The organism is Pseudenterobacter timonensis (assembly GCF_900021175.1).
Classification (GTDB): domain Bacteria; phylum Pseudomonadota; class Gammaproteobacteria; order Enterobacterales; family Enterobacteriaceae; genus Enterobacter; species Enterobacter timonensis.
In genome coordinates this window covers 473,537-488,131 of the sequence record NZ_FCOP01000011.1, presented here as the reverse complement: position 1 = coordinate 488,131, position 14,595 = coordinate 473,537, and the positions used below count along the sequence as shown (strand labels likewise).

Annotated in this window: 12 protein-coding genes; 8 read left to right on the top strand and 4 right to left on the bottom strand. The window is 57.8% G+C overall.

What is annotated here, in order from left to right; translation table 11 throughout:
- The first annotated feature begins 107 nt into the window (after positions 1 to 107).
- Both rapA and rluA read left to right on the top strand, forming a co-directional pair.
- Positions 108 to 3,014 (top strand): RNA polymerase-associated protein RapA, encoded by a 2,907-nt coding sequence (gene rapA / locus BN3796_RS08620; protein WP_061707952.1) that lies wholly within the window; start codon positions 108 to 110, stop codon positions 3,012 to 3,014.
- Between the two features lie 12 nt (positions 3,015 to 3,026).
- Positions 3,027 to 3,686, top strand: coding sequence for a bifunctional tRNA pseudouridine(32) synthase/23S rRNA pseudouridine(746) synthase RluA (gene rluA / locus BN3796_RS08615; RefSeq protein WP_061707951.1), 660 nt, complete (start codon positions 3,027 to 3,029; stop codon positions 3,684 to 3,686).
- A 76-nt stretch (positions 3,687 to 3,762) separates the two neighbouring features.
- Here rluA and djlA read toward each other — a convergent pair whose 3' ends face one another.
- The gene (djlA, locus tag BN3796_RS08610; protein WP_061707950.1) at positions 3,763 to 4,578 is read right to left on the bottom strand and encodes a co-chaperone DjlA; all 816 of its coding nucleotides are present in this window, start codon (positions 4,576 to 4,578) and stop codon (positions 3,763 to 3,765) included.
- Between the two features lie 238 nt (positions 4,579 to 4,816).
- Between djlA and lptD the strand changes: the two genes are divergently transcribed.
- From lptD to apaH, 6 genes are read left to right on the top strand one after another with little or no spacing between them, the layout of a single operon-like run.
- Entirely contained in the window at positions 4,817 to 7,165 is a 2,349-nt protein-coding gene (gene lptD, locus BN3796_RS08605) for an LPS assembly protein LptD (protein WP_061707949.1), read from the top strand.
- A 53-nt stretch (positions 7,166 to 7,218) separates the two neighbouring features.
- Entirely contained in the window at positions 7,219 to 8,505 is a 1,287-nt protein-coding gene (surA, locus tag BN3796_RS08600) for a peptidylprolyl isomerase SurA (protein ID WP_061707948.1), read from the top strand.
- Positions 8,505 to 9,491 carry a 4-hydroxythreonine-4-phosphate dehydrogenase PdxA gene (gene pdxA, locus BN3796_RS08595; protein WP_061707947.1) on the top strand — a complete coding sequence of 329 codons (987 nt, stop codon included), beginning with the start codon at positions 8,505 to 8,507 and terminating at the stop codon, positions 9,489 to 9,491. Before surA ends, pdxA begins: the two co-directional genes overlap by 1 nt.
- The gene (gene rsmA / locus BN3796_RS08590) at positions 9,488 to 10,309 is read left to right on the top strand and encodes a 16S rRNA (adenine(1518)-N(6)/adenine(1519)-N(6))-dimethyltransferase RsmA (protein ID WP_061707946.1); all 822 of its coding nucleotides are present in this window, start codon (positions 9,488 to 9,490) and stop codon (positions 10,307 to 10,309) included. Before pdxA ends, rsmA begins: the two co-directional genes overlap by 4 nt.
- 3 nt (positions 10,310 to 10,312) lie before the next feature.
- Positions 10,313 to 10,690: a Co2+/Mg2+ efflux protein ApaG gene (gene apaG / locus BN3796_RS08585; protein ID WP_061707945.1), complete on the top strand. Its 378-nt coding sequence runs from the start codon at positions 10,313 to 10,315 to the stop codon at positions 10,688 to 10,690.
- A gap of 3 nt (positions 10,691 to 10,693) precedes the next feature.
- The gene (gene apaH / locus BN3796_RS08580; RefSeq protein WP_061707944.1) at positions 10,694 to 11,542 is read left to right on the top strand and encodes a bis(5'-nucleosyl)-tetraphosphatase (symmetrical) ApaH; all 849 of its coding nucleotides are present in this window, start codon (positions 10,694 to 10,696) and stop codon (positions 11,540 to 11,542) included.
- Positions 11,543 to 11,581: 39 nt separating this feature from the next.
- On the opposite strand, the gene folA is transcribed toward apaH, so the two are convergent.
- The 3 genes from folA to kefF form a co-directional block, all read right to left on the bottom strand.
- Positions 11,582 to 12,061 carry a type 3 dihydrofolate reductase gene (gene folA, locus BN3796_RS08575; RefSeq protein ID WP_061707943.1) on the bottom strand — a complete coding sequence of 160 codons (480 nt, stop codon included), beginning with the start codon at positions 12,059 to 12,061 and terminating at the stop codon, positions 11,582 to 11,584.
- A gap of 114 nt (positions 12,062 to 12,175) precedes the next feature.
- Positions 12,176 to 14,041: a glutathione-regulated potassium-efflux system protein KefC gene (gene kefC, locus BN3796_RS08570; protein ID WP_061707942.1), complete on the bottom strand. Its 1,866-nt coding sequence runs from the start codon at positions 14,039 to 14,041 to the stop codon at positions 12,176 to 12,178.
- The gene (gene kefF, locus BN3796_RS08565; RefSeq protein ID WP_061707941.1) at positions 14,034 to 14,564 is read right to left on the bottom strand and encodes a glutathione-regulated potassium-efflux system oxidoreductase KefF; all 531 of its coding nucleotides are present in this window, start codon (positions 14,562 to 14,564) and stop codon (positions 14,034 to 14,036) included. The genes kefC and kefF overlap by 8 nt, the downstream gene beginning before the upstream one ends.
- Positions 14,565 to 14,595 lie beyond the last annotated feature (31 nt).

Genomic DNA, 14,595 nt, shown 5'->3' with positions numbered 1-14,595 from the left:
CCAGTACCATAGCGCCCTTTCCATCCCCGGACCCATTATTTGATGGCCGTCATTTAACGACGGCGGTCGAACTATTGCCTGCAATTTGAGATTAGAGCCGAACAACTATGCCTTTTACACTTGGTCAACGCTGGATCAGCGATACAGAAAGCGAACTTGGATTAGGAACGGTAGTAGCGCTGGACGCGCGTATGGTGACTCTCCTTTTCCCTGCTACGGGTGAAAACCGTCTGTACGCTCGCAATGACTCCCCTGTGACTCGCGTGATGTTTAACCCGGGCGATACCGTGACCAGCCATGAAGGCTGGCAGCTCAAGGTTGAAGAGGTAAAAGAAGAGAACGGCCTGCTCGCCTACATCGGCACCCGACTCGATACCAGTGAAACCGACGTGATGCTGCGCGAAGTGCTGCTCGACAGCAAGCTCGCCTTCAGCAAGCCTCAGGATCGCCTGTTTGCGGGCCAGATTGACCGGATGGATCGCTTTTCGCTGCGCTACCGCGCGCGTAAATTTCAGAGCGAGCAGTACCGTATGCCCTGGAGTGGCCTGCGCGGGCAGCGCACCAACCTGATCCCTCACCAGCTTAACATCGCCCATGAAGTGGGCCGCCGCCATGCGCCGCGCGTGCTGCTGGCGGACGAGGTAGGCCTTGGCAAAACCATCGAGGCGGGGATGATCCTGCATCAGCAGCTGCTCTCCGGTGCCGCCGAGCGCGTGCTGATTATCGTCCCGGAAACGCTCCAGCACCAGTGGCTGGTGGAGATGCTGCGCCGCTTCAACCTGCGCTTCTCGCTGTTTGACGATGAGCGCTACGCCGAAGCGCAGCACGACGCCGATAACCCGTTTGAGACCGAACAGCTGGTGATCTGCTCGCTGGACTTTGTGCGCCGCAGCAAGCAGCGCCTGGAGCATCTGTGCGACGCCGAATGGGACATCATGGTGGTGGACGAAGCGCACCATCTGGTCTGGAGCGTCGATGCCCCAAGCCGGGAGTATCTGGCGATTGAACAGCTGGCCGAGCGGGTGCCGGGCGTCCTGCTGCTGACCGCCACGCCGGAACAGCTGGGCATGGAGAGCCATTTCGCACGCCTGCGTCTGCTCGATCCCAGCCGCTTCCACGACTTTGATCTCTTCGTTGAAGAGCAGAAAAACTACCGTCCGGTGGCTGACGCGGTTGCCCTGCTGCTGGCAGGCAAACATCTCTCCAACGACGAACTCAACACCTTAAGCGAGCTGATTGGCGAGCAGGATATTGAGCCGTTGCTGCAGGCGGCTAACAGCGATCGTGACGATGCCGACGCGGCTCGCCAGGAGCTGGTCGCCATGCTGATGGATCGCCACGGCACCAGCCGCGTGCTGTTCCGCAACACCCGTAACGGCGTGAAAGGCTTCCCGAAACGCGAGCTGCACACCATCAGACTGCCGCTGCCGACGCAGTATCAGACCGCCATCAAGGTCTCCGGCATTATGGGCGCGCGCAAAAGCGCGGAAGAACGCGCACGCGATATGCTCTATCCGGAGCAGATTTACCAGGAGTTTGAAGGCGATAGCGGAACCTGGTGGAACTTCGATCCGCGCGTGGAGTGGCTGATGGGCTACCTCACCAGCCACCGTTCGCAGAAGGTGCTGGTGATTTGCGCCAAAGCAGCTACCGCCCTGCAGCTGGAGCAGGTGCTGCGCGAACGCGAAGGTATCCGCGCCGCCGTCTTCCATGAGGGAATGTCGATCATTGAGCGCGACCGCGCCGCCGCCTGGTTTGCCGAAGAAGATACCGGCGCGCAGGTGCTGCTCTGCTCGGAAATTGGTTCCGAAGGCCGCAACTTCCAGTTTGCCAGCCACCTGATTATGTTCGATCTGCCGTTCAACCCGGACCTGCTGGAGCAGCGTATCGGCCGTCTGGACCGTATCGGCCAGGCGCACGATATTCAGATCCACGTGCCGTACCTGGAAAAGACGGCCCAGTCGGTGCTGGTTCGCTGGTATCACGAAGGTCTGGACGCTTTCGAACACACCTGTCCGACCGGCCGCGCCATCTACGATCGGGTGCATAGCGAGCTGATTGGCTACCTGGCCGCGCCGGAAAACAGTGACGGCTTTGACGAGCTGATCAAATCCTGCCGCGAGCAGCACGATGCGCTGAAGGCGCAGTTGGAGCAGGGGCGCGACCGCCTGCTGGAGATCCACTCCAACGGCGGCGAGAAGGCGCAGAAGCTGGCGGAAAGCATCGAAGAGCAGGATGACGACACCAGCCTGATTAGCTTCGCGATGAACCTGTTCGATATCGTGGGGATTAACCAGGACGATCGCGGGGAGAACCTGATTGTGCTTACCCCGTCCGATCATATGCTGGTGCCGGATTTCCCGGGGCTGCCGGAAGATGGCTGCACCATCACCTTTGAGCGTGACGTGGCCCTCTCACGTGAAGATGCCCAGTTCATTACCTGGGAGCATCCGCTGATCCGCAACGGCCTGGATTTAATCCTCTCCGGCGATACCGGCAGCAGCACCATCTCCCTGCTGAAGAACAAAGCCCTGCCGGTGGGCACCCTGCTGCTGGAGCTGATCTACGTGGTCGAAGCGCAGGCGCCGAAGCAGCTGCAGCTTAACCGCTTCCTGCCGCCGACGCCGGTGCGCCTGTTGCTGGATAAAAACGGCACCAACCTCGCCGCGCAGGTCGAGTTTGAGAGCTTTAACCGCCAGCTCAGCGCGGTCAATCGTCATACGGGCAGCAAGCTGGTGAATGCGGTGCAGCCGGACGTTCACGCTATTCTCCAGCTGGGCGAAGCGCAGATTGAGAAAGCGGCGCGCGCCCTGATTGACGCGGCGCGCAGCGAGGCTGACGAGAAACTCTCTGCCGAGCTCTCGCGTCTGGAGGCGCTCAGGGCGGTCAACCCGAACATTCGCGATGACGAGCTGGCGGCGATCGAAACCAATCGCCAGCAGGTGCTGGAGAGTCTGGATCAGGCGGGCTGGCGACTGGACGCGCTGCGTCTTATCGTGGTTACGCATCAGTAAACGGAGCGCGACATGGTGATGGAATCCTACAATCCGCCAACGGAGCCCTGGCTGGTTATCCTCTATCAGGATGAACATATTATGGTGGTCAACAAGCCAAGCGGCCTGTTGTCCGTGCCGGGGCGTCTGGAGGAGCATAAAGACAGCGTGATGACGCGCATTCAGCGCGACTATCCGCAGGCGGAATCGGTCCATCGCCTGGATATGGCCACCAGCGGCGTGATTGTGGTAGCGCTGACCAAAGCGGCAGAACGGGAGCTTAAGCGCCAGTTTCGCGAGCGTGAGCCGAAGAAACAGTACGTGGCGCGCATCTGGGGGCACCCGGAAAAAGCGGAGGGGCAAGTGGATTTGCCGCTGATTTGCGACTGGCCTAACCGTCCGAAGCAAAAAGTCTGTTTTGAGACGGGGAAGTCGGCCCAGACCGACTACGAGGTGCTGGAGTACGCGCCGGATAATACCGCGCGCGTGCTGCTTAAACCGATTACCGGACGTTCACATCAGCTGCGGGTGCATATGCAGGCGCTGGGGCACCCGATTCTGGGGGATCGCTTCTACGCCACGCCGCAGGCGCTGGCGATGGCGCCACGCCTGCTGCTGCATGCCCAGACGCTGACCATTACCCATCCGAAGTTTGGCAATTCGATGACCTTTAACGCACCGGTGGACTTTTAAGCCCCCGGCAACGGTGCCGGGGGCACTGCGCTTATCCGGCCTACAGCACTGTACAGGCCGGATAAGGCGCCATACCTTACTTAAACCCTTTCTGCTCTTTAATCAGCTCGTAGGCTTTCTGAATTTCCTGCGCTTTTTGCTTCGCCATCTCCATCATCTCCGGGGGCAGCCCTTTTGCCACCAGCTTATCCGGATGATGCTCGCTCATCAGCTTGCGGTAAGCGCGTTTAATGGTGGCGGCGTCATCGGTGGGCTTTACGCCCAGCACGTTACAGGCATCTTCCAGCGTTGGGCCGCGCTGCGCCTGCTGCCAGCCGCCGCCGGACGACTGCTGCTGATAGCCGCCGCCAAACTGCGCGCCCCCCTGCATCATCCGCAGGAACTGATCGAACTGGGTGCGGGAGATCCCCAGCTCCTCGGCAATGACGTAGAGCACCGCGCGCTCGTTCGGATGCAGCGAACCGTCGGCAAACGCCGCCTGAATCTGAATTTCCAGAAACATCCTAATCAGATCGAAGCGGCCAAAACAGACGCTGCGGAACTGGCGCATCTTCTCACGCAGCGGATAGTTGTCCGCTTTACCGACACGAAAAGCGTTTTGCGCCGCGGCGCGGGAGTCGCCGTGCAGGTTCATGCGATCCATCAGCACGCTCGCCACCTGAATATCCGCCTCGGTCACCCGCCCTTTTGACTTAGTCAGATGCCCCATCACCTCAAAAGTGGTGGCGAAGAAGAGCGCCTGGCGCTCGCGCTGGTTGGCAAACCAGGCCATTTTTCGGCTGCGGGCTTTATCAAACATATGGCCGATAATCAGGCCAAGCACGACACCCCAAAATCCAGCGCCCATGATTAATGCGAACGCAACGCCGATAATTTTACCCCAATACTGCATATACTCCCCGAATGGTCATCTTCCTGGTCCAGCGTAGCGCCTTCAAAACGGTGGTCACGCCACGGTCAATTGAGGGACATCGCCTATAATTTGCATTATCATACTCGTCATTCGATAGCGCGCCTAACACTCTGGTTCGCAAACGGCAGATTAACGCTGGCACTGCATTGATGAGTACGTTAGTCTCTGACAGCTTGCAAGCTGTAACGCCACTGATGACGGAACAATATAAAAACGTATGAAAAAACGTATTCCCACCCTCCTGGCCACAATGATCGGTACTGCGCTGTACAGCCAACAGGGACTGTCAGCCGATCTCGCCTCGCAATGTCTGCTTGGCGTACCCAGCTATAATCGCCCGTTGGTGAAGGGTGATACTAACGATCTTCCTGTCACTATCAATGCCGATCATGCGAAGGGAAATTATCCTGACGACGCGACCTTTACCGGTAATGTGGATATCAACCAGGGTAATAGCCGCCTGCAGGCTGATGAAGTTCAGCTGCACCAGAAACAGCCCGACGGCGCGGCAGAGCCGGTTCGTACGGTTGATGCTCTCGGCAATGTGCACTATGACGACAATCAGGTCATCCTGAAAGGTCCGAAAGCGTGGTCAAATCTGAACACCAAAGACACTAACGTCTGGGATGGTGATTATCAGATGGTAGATCGCCAGGGCCGCGGTAAAGCGGACCTGATGAAGCAGCGCGGCGAAAATCGCTATACGATCCTCGAAAACGGCTCCTTTACCTCTTGTCTGCCCGGCTCCAATACCTGGAGCGTGGTGGGGAGCGAAGTGATCCACGACCGTGAAGAGCAGGTCGCGGAGATCTGGAACGCCCGCTTCAAGCTCGGCCCGGTACCGGTCTTCTATAGCCCTTACCTGCAGCTGCCGGTGGGGGATAAGCGTCGCTCAGGCTTCCTGATCCCGAACGCCAAATACAGCACCACGAACTACTTTGAGTTCTACCTGCCGTATTACTGGAATATCGCGCCCAACATGGACGCCACCATCACGCCGCACTACATCCACAAGCGCGGCAATATCATGTGGGAAAACGAATTCCGCTATCTGACTCAGGCAGGCGCGGGGCTGATGGAGTTTGATTACCTGCCGTCAGATAAGGTTTTCCAGGATGAGCATCCGACCGAAGGGGATGAACATCGCTGGATGTTCTACTGGCAGCATGCAGGTGTGCTGGATCAGGTGTGGCGCTTCAACATTGACTACACCAAGGTCAGCGACCCTTACTATTTTAACGATTTCGACTCTACTTACGGCTCCAGTACCGACGGCTACGCCACGCAAAAATTTAGCGTTGGCTACGCGATTGAAAACTTCAACGCCACCGTGTCGACCAAGCAGTTCCAGGTCTTTGATACCCAGTCGACCAGCACTTACGGCGCGGAGCCGCAGCTCGATATTAACTGGTACCAGAACGACGTGGGTCCGTTTGACACCCGCGTCTATGGTCAGGTGGTCCATTTTGTTAACACCAATTCCGACATGCCGGAAGCGACGCGTGTGCATCTGGAACCGGTTATCAACCTGCCTCTCTCCAACGACTGGGCGAGTCTGAATACCGAAGCCAAGCTGATGGCGACCCACTACCAGCAGAAAAATCTCGACTGGTATAACAACAGATATGGAACCGACCTGGAGGATTCCGTTAACCGTGTACTGCCGCAGTTTAAGGTGGACGGCAAGCTGACCTTCGAGCGCGACATGAACTGGGCTGAAGGGTATACCCAGACGCTGGAGCCGCGCGTGCAGTATCTCTACGTGCCTTATCGCGATCAGAGCAAAATTCAGAACTACGACTCGTCGCTGCTGCAGTCGGACTACAGCGGCCTGTTCCGGGATCGGACCTACGGCGGCCTTGACCGTATCGCCTCTGCCAACCAGGTGACGACCGGCGTCACAACCCGCATTTATGATGACGCGGCGGTTGAACGTTTTAACGCTTCCATTGGTCAAATCTACTACTTCACCGAGTCGCGCACCGGTGATGATGACATCAACTGGGAGAAAGATAACGATACCGGTTCGCTGGTCTGGGCGGGTGATACCTACTGGCGTATATCCGATCGCTGGGGCCTGCGCGGTGGCGTGCAGTACGATACCCGTCTCGACAACATCGCGACCGGCAGCGGCGCGATCGAGTATCGTCGTGATGAGGATCGTCTGTTACAGCTGACCTACCGCTACGCCAGCCCGGAGTACATCCAGGCGACGCTGCCTAACTATTCCCGCGGTGAGCAGTACAAAGATGGTATCTCGCAGGTCGGCGGCGTAGCCAGCTGGCCGCTGGCCGATCGCTGGTCTGTGGTGGGCGCTTATTACTATGACACCAACGTCAATAAGCCTGCCGATCAGATGCTGGCCCTGCAGTATAACTCCTGCTGTTACGCCATTCGCGTCGGCTACGAGCGTAAGCTTAACGGCTGGGATACACAAAACGTTCAGAGCAAGTACGATAACGTGATTGGCTTTAATATCGAACTGCGCGGCCTGAGTTCCAACTACGGTCTGGGCACTCAGCAGATGCTGCGTTCGAATATTCTGCCGTACCGTAGTTCCTTGTAATGTGCCTGATTTACCACGTAATCCGCTGTGCGGTTAATTGAAATGGAAAAAGTATGAAGAACTGGAAAACGCTGCTGCTCGGTATCGCCATGGTTGCGAATACCAGCTTCGCTGCCCCGCAGGTTGTCGACAAAGTCGCCGCCGTTGTAAATAACGGCGTCGTGCTGGAAAGCGACGTTGATGGTTTGATGCAATCCGTCAAGCTCAACGCGGGCCAGGCAGGTCAGCAGCTTCCTGATGACACCACGCTGCGTCATCAGATCCTTGAACGCCTGATCATGGATCAGATTGTTTTGCAGATGGGCCAGAAAATGGGCGTGAAGATCTCTGACGAACAGCTCGATCAGGCCATCGCCAATATCGCAAAACAAAACAACATGACGATGGATCAGATGCGCAGCCGTCTGGCCTATGACGGCATCAATTACGCCACCTACCGTAATCAAATCCGCAAAGAGATGCTGATTTCGGAAGTGCGTAACAACGAGGTACGTCGCCGCGTCACCATTCTGCCTCAGGAGGTCGATCAGCTGGCGCAGCAGGTAGGCAACCAGAACGACGGCAGCACCGAGCTGAACCTGAGCCACATTCTGATCCCGCTGCCGGAAAACCCGACCTCCGATCAGGCGGCTGAAGCGGAAAACCAGGCGCGTTCCATTGTCGACCAGGCACGTAACGGCGCGGACTTTGGCAAACTGGCTATCACCTACTCTGCCGACCAGCAGGCTCTGAAAGGCGGTCAGATGGGGTGGGGCCGTATTCAGGAGCTGCCTTCTATCTTCGCTCAGGCGCTGAGCACCGCGAAGAAAGGCGATATCATCGGCCCAATCCGCTCTGGCGTAGGCTTCCATATCCTGAAGGTGAACGATCTGCGCGGGCAGAGCAAAAGCGTCTCCGTTACGGAAGTCCATGCTCGCCACATCCTGTTAAAACCGTCGCCGATTATGACCGACGACCAGGCCCGCGCTAAGCTTGTGCAAATCGCTGCGGATATCAAGAGCGGCAAAACCACCTTCGCCGCCGCCGCAAAAGAGTTCTCTCAGGATCCGGGCTCCGTCAATCAGGGCGGCGATCTGGGCTGGGCAGCGCCTGCGGTCTACGATCCTGCTTTCCGCGATGCGCTGATGAAGCTGAACAAGGGCCAGATCAGCGAGCCGGTTCACTCTTCGTTTGGCTGGCACCTGATCGAGCTGCTGGATACCCGTAACGTGGATAAAACCGATGCGGCGCAGAAAGATCGCGCTTACCGCATGCTCTTCAACCGTAAATTCTCTGAAGAAGCGGCGACCTGGATGCAGGAGCAGCGCGCCAGTGCTTATGTGAAAGTGCTGAGCAACTAATGAAACAGCACCGTGTCGTCATCACGCCCGGCGAACCTGCCGGGATTGGCCCGGATCTGGTGGTCCAGCTTGCCCAGCGCAGCTGGCCCGTGGAGCTGGTTGTCTGTGCGGATGCCTCGCTGTTACAGGAGCGGGCCGCTCTGCTCGGCCTGCCGCTGACGCTTCTTCCCTATGATGCCTCCCGCGCCCCTGCCCCGCAGCAGGCCGGAACGTTGACGCTGCTTCCCGTCTCCCTGCGGGTCCCCGCGGTCGCGGGCCAGCTCAGCGTGGAAAATGGCTCTTACGTGGTGGAGACGCTGGCGCGCGCCTGCGACGGCTGCCTGGCGGGGGAGTTTGCCGCGCTGATTACCGGACCGGTGCATAAAGGCGTTATCAACGAGGCGGGCATTCCCTTTACCGGGCACACAGAGTTTTTTGAGGAGCGCTCGCAGAGCCCGAAAGTGGTGATGATGCTGGCGACAGAGGCGATGCGCGTCGCCCTGGTAACCACCCATCTGCCGATCAAAGCGATCCCTGAAGCCATTACGCCTGAACTGCTTCGCGAAATCATTACTATTCTGCATCATGATTTGCAGACTAAGTTCGGCATTGCCCGCCCGCACGTGCTGGTGTGTGGGCTGAACCCCCACGCGGGCGAAGGCGGACATATGGGTACCGAAGAGATTGATACTATCATTCCGGTGCTTGAAGAAATGCGCGCCAAAGGGATGAATCTTAGCGGGCCGCTACCGGCGGACACCCTCTTTCAGCCCAAATATCTGGATAATGCAGACGCCGTGCTGGCGATGTACCACGATCAGGGCCTACCCGTGCTAAAATACCAGGGCTTTGGCCGCGGCGTGAATATCACCCTCGGTTTACCCTTTATTCGCACCTCCGTTGACCACGGCACTGCTCTCGATTTGGCAGGCCAGGGAAAAGCGGATGTCGGCAGTTTTATTACGGCGCTTAACCTCGCCATCAAAATGATTGTTAATACTCAATGACTAATCGAGTCCATCAGGGCCACTTAGCCCGTAAACGCTTCGGGCAAAACTTCCTCAACGATCAATTTGTGATCGACAGTATTGTTGCGGCCATCAATCCGCAGAAAGGCCAGGCCATGGTCGAAATCGGCCCGGGTCTTGCCGCGCTGACCGAGCCGGTCGGCGAACGCCTCGACCAGCTCACCGTGATTGAGCTGGACCGCGATCTGGCGGCACGTCTGCAAACGCATCCGTTCCTTGGTCCTAAGCTGACTATTTATCAGCAGGATGCCATGACCATGAACTTCGGCGAGCTCTCTGAGAAGCTGGGTCAGCCGCTGCGCGTCTTTGGCAACCTGCCGTATAACATCTCCACCCCGCTAATGTTCCATCTGTTTAGCTATACTGATGCCATTGCCGACATGCACTTTATGCTGCAAAAAGAGGTCGTCAATCGACTGGTTGCAGGCCCGAACAGTAAAGCGTATGGTCGACTGAGCGTGATGGCGCAGTATTACTGCAACGTTATCCCTGTGCTGGAAGTCCCGCCGACGGCATTTACGCCGCCGCCTAAGGTCGACTCTGCAGTGGTGCGCCTGGTGCCGCACAAAACGATGCCGTATCCGGTGAAGGATCTGCGCGTGCTGAGCCGCATTACCACAGAAGCCTTTAACCAGCGCCGCAAAACGATTCGCAACAGCCTGGGCAATCTGTTCTCCGTCGAAACGTTAACCGAACTCGGTATCGATCCGGCGATGCGAGCGGAGAATATCTCCGTTGAACAGTACTGCAGGATGGCGAATTTCATCAGCGAAAGCAGGCCGCCGAAGGAGAACTAAGCCATGTATGATTCGCCCCGCGTATGTGTTCAGGTCCAGAGCGTCTACATCGAATCCCAGTCCACACCGGATGAAGAACGTTTTGTTTTTGCTTATACCGTGACCATTCGCAACCTGGGGCGGGTGCCCGTGCAGCTGCTGGGGCGCTACTGGCTTATCACTAACGGCCATGGCCGTGAGATTGAAGTCCAGGGAGAGGGTGTGGTAGGCGAGCAGCCTCATATCGCCCCTGGCGAAGAGTATCAATATACCAGCGGCGCCATCATTGAGACGCCGCTGGGCACCATGCAGGGCCATTACGAAATGGTCGATGCTGACGGCAACGCGTTCCGCATTGCTATTCCCGTTTTCCGTCTCTCTGTTCCTACACGCATACACTAAAACATGTCTACATATCTTATTGGCGACGTTCACGGTTGCTACGATGAACTGATCGCGTTATTAAAACAGGTAGAGTTTACGCCAGGGAGAGATACGCTCTGGCTGACGGGCGACCTGGTGGCGCGCGGCCCCGGTTCGCTGGAGGTGCTCCGCTACGTCAAATCACTGGGCGACAGCGTGCGCATGGTGCTTGGCAATCACGATCTGCATCTGCTGGCGGTTTTTGCCGGTATCAGCCGCAATAAACCCAAAGATCGCGTGACGCCGCTGCTTGAGGCGGACGACGCCGACGAGCTGCTCAACTGGCTGCGTCGCCAGCCGCTGCTGCAAATTGATGAAGAGAAAAAGCTGGTGATGGCGCATGCCGGGATCACCCCGCAGTGGGATCTGGCGACGGCAAAAGAGTGCGCTCGCGACGTCGAGGCGGTGCTGGCCAGCGACTCCTATCCCTTTTTCCTCGACGCGATGTATGGCGATATGCCCAACAACTGGAGCCCGGAGTTGAGCGGTCTGGCGCGCCTGCGCTTTATCACTAACGCCTTTACCCGGATGCGCTACTGCTTTCCGAACGGCCAGCTTGATATGTACTGCAAAGATACGCCGATCAACGCGCCCGCACCGCTCAAACCATGGTTCGCTATACCCGGTCCGGTGACGGAGGCGTACAGCGTTGTCTTTGGCCACTGGGCCTCTCTGGAAGGTAAAGGCACGCCGCCAAACGTCTACGCGTTGGATACCGGCTGCTGCTGGGGCGGGGAGTTAACCTGTCTGCGCTGGGAGGATAAGGCGTACTTTGTACAGCCATCGAACCGGCAGCAGAGTCTGGGCGATGAAGAGGCGGTGGCCTCGTAAGAATTGAGATCCCTCTCCCCGACGGGGAGAGGAGATCGCTTAACGACGCTCCAGAATTTCGAAGCAGTAGCTGTGCGAGTTCTGGGCATCCGCATCATGAAACTCACTGAACACGGACTCCCACTGGTCAGGATCGTAATCCGGAAAATGGGTATCGCCTTCCACTTCAGCATCGATATGCGTCAGATAGAGCTTTTGCGCTTTCGGCAGGAACTGATCGTAAACGCGCCCGCCGCCGATCACCATAATCTCTTCCGCGTCGCCGCAGGCAGCAATCGCCTCGTCGACCGATTTTACCCATTCAACGCGATCGTCACTCCCCGGCTGGCTGCTGATCACAATATTTTTACGGCCCGGCAGGGGACGCCCGATAGACTCCCAGGTCAGGCGGCCCATCACTACCGGTTTGTTTAAGGTATTGCGTTTAAACCATGCGAGATCGGCAGGCAGATTCCACGGCATGGCGTTTTCCATACCGATAACGCGATCGACCGCCAGCGCTGCAATCAGACTGATCATTGAATATTTCCTGGATGCAAAAAATTGCCGCCACTATACGTAAAGCTTAATCTTTCGTCGACAAGCCACAGAGTAAAGAAGCGGAAATTTTTTATTATTGCTGGCAACCCCTCTTCACACTGAAGGTTTACTCTGCGGCTCGTCCTGCCGGTCGCCGGTATGTTTGCCCTCTTCCGTTCCCTGCCAGCCATGGCGCTGGGTCAGTGACAGATGGTTACGGTCCTCATTGATGATCTCGGTCAGCATGGCACTGGTGCGTTTAACCACCGCCGCACGCGCCCTGGCGGAGTTTTCCGCCATTCCGACCATCTCCTCTACCATATCGGTATTGAAGCGGCGGAAACGGTCGGCGCGCTCACGCGCTTCATACGCCCCGACGCCTAAGCGTTCCAGCGCCATACGGCCTGACTTGAGCGCCCCTTCGAAGGTTTCACGTTCCGGCGCGATAACCCCTGCCTGACGCAGCTTGATGTAGTGATCGACATCGCGCGCCCGGGAGATGATTTGCAGATGCGGGAAATGCGTCTGCGCCAGTTCGGTGAGCTGGAGGCTGGACTGCGGATCGTCGATGGCGTTAATCAATACTTCCGCCTTCGCCGCTCCGGCGGACTCCAGCAGATCCACCCGCGTCGCGTCGCCATAAAAGACCTTCATATCAAACTTGCGCAGGGTTTCAATGTGGTCTGGATCGTGATCCAGAATGACCATTTTTACACCGCTGGAGAGCAACAGTCGCCCGGCGATCTGCCCGAATCGGCCAAACCCGGCGATGATAACGCGCGGCTGCTCCTCGTCAATTTCATCCGCTTCCCGCGCCTGCTCTTTTCCCGCTGCCTCAAGGCGCGTCAGCACCACCAGCAGAATCGGCGTCGCCGCCATAGAGAGCGCCACCGCGAGGGTTAACGCTTTTGCCCACTCGGGATCAAGCACGTTCGCCATATGCGCCGCGCCAAATACCACGAACGCAAATTCACTCCCCTGCCCCAGCAGGACGGCGAACCAGCGGCGCTGTCTGCCAGGTACCTGGAGCGGGCGGGCGATTAGCCAGAGCATAACCATTTTGATGACCAGGAAACCGGCCAGCAACAACAGGATCCGCAGCGGATGGGTAACCAGCGTCCCGAAATCGATGGACATTCCCACACCGATGAAAAAGAGCCCCAGCAGCAGCCCCTTAAACGGCTCGATATCGCTCTCCAGCGCGTGGCGGTATTCGGAGCTTGCCAGCAGAACGCCTGCCAGAAAGGCCCCCATCGCCATGGATAAGCCCGCCTCTTCCAGCAGCAAGCCAAAACCAAAGACCAGAAATAGCGCCACGGCGCTAAAGACTTCGCGCAGGCCTGAGCGGGCGACAAAGCGCAGCAGCGGGCGGGTCACATAGCGCCCCAGCAGGATCACCAGCGCCAGCGCGCCTGCCACCTTCAGCGCTGAGAGGGTAAAGGCGCCGAGGGTAGTTGCGGCGCCGGAGGTGGCCAGCAACGGGATCATCGCCACCAGCGGGATGGCGGCGATATCCTGAAACAGCAGCACCGAAAAGGCGCTTCGCCCCATCTGCGTAACCGTCAGGTTGCGTTCATTCATCGCCTGCATGGCGATAGCCGTGGAGGAGAGCGCCAGCGTCATGCCGATAAGCGCCGCCACTTTCCACGCCATCCCCAGCAGGATACAGAAACCGCCGAGCAACACGCCACAGGCCACCATCTGTAACGCGCCGCCGCCGAAGACCGAGGCACGAAGCTTCCACAGGCGCTGCGGATCCAGCTCCAGTCCAATCACAAACAGCATCAGCACCACGCCAATCTCGGCAAAGTGAAGGATTGATTCCGCGTCGGTAACCAGACGCAATCCCCACGGTCCTATCACGCAACCGGCAATGAGATAACCCAGCACCGATCCCAGCCCCAGGCGCACCGCAACAGGCACGATCAGCGCAGCGGCGCCAAGGTAGATCAGCGCTTGTATCAGGGTATGGCTATCCATCTTGTCTCTCCTGCCAGTCAACTAAACGTCGTTTATAACGGCGGGCCTCAGCCTGCAGCGTTTCATCATCACTAATAAAGGTATCGTGCATAACAAAGGGTTCGAGCCACTCCAGCCCGCAGTAAAGCGCCGTAGCCTGTAACGGTTGCGCCAGTACCTCAAATCCCGGGTGAGCGCCAATCTCAAAATGGTGCTCGCTGCCACCAGTAGTGACCGCCCAGAGCAGGCTTTTTCCCTTCAGCGCCGTCCCGCCATGACCGTACGCCCAGCCGTGTGAGAGAACCTTGTCGATCCACAGCTTGAGCAACGGCGGCGTACTGTACCACTGCATCGGATGTTGCCAGACAAGCAGATCGGCACGAGAGAGCGCCTCCTGTTCAGCGGCGATATCGATATTAAAGTCAGGGTATAGCTGATAAAGAGAACGAACCTCTACCCCATCCAGAGTGTTTAAATGCTCAAGCATGTACCTGTTCGCATGCGAATGCTGCGGATAAGGATGCGCGTAAATAATAAGAATCATGGCGTGGCCTGTTTTTAGTCATTGTCACGAG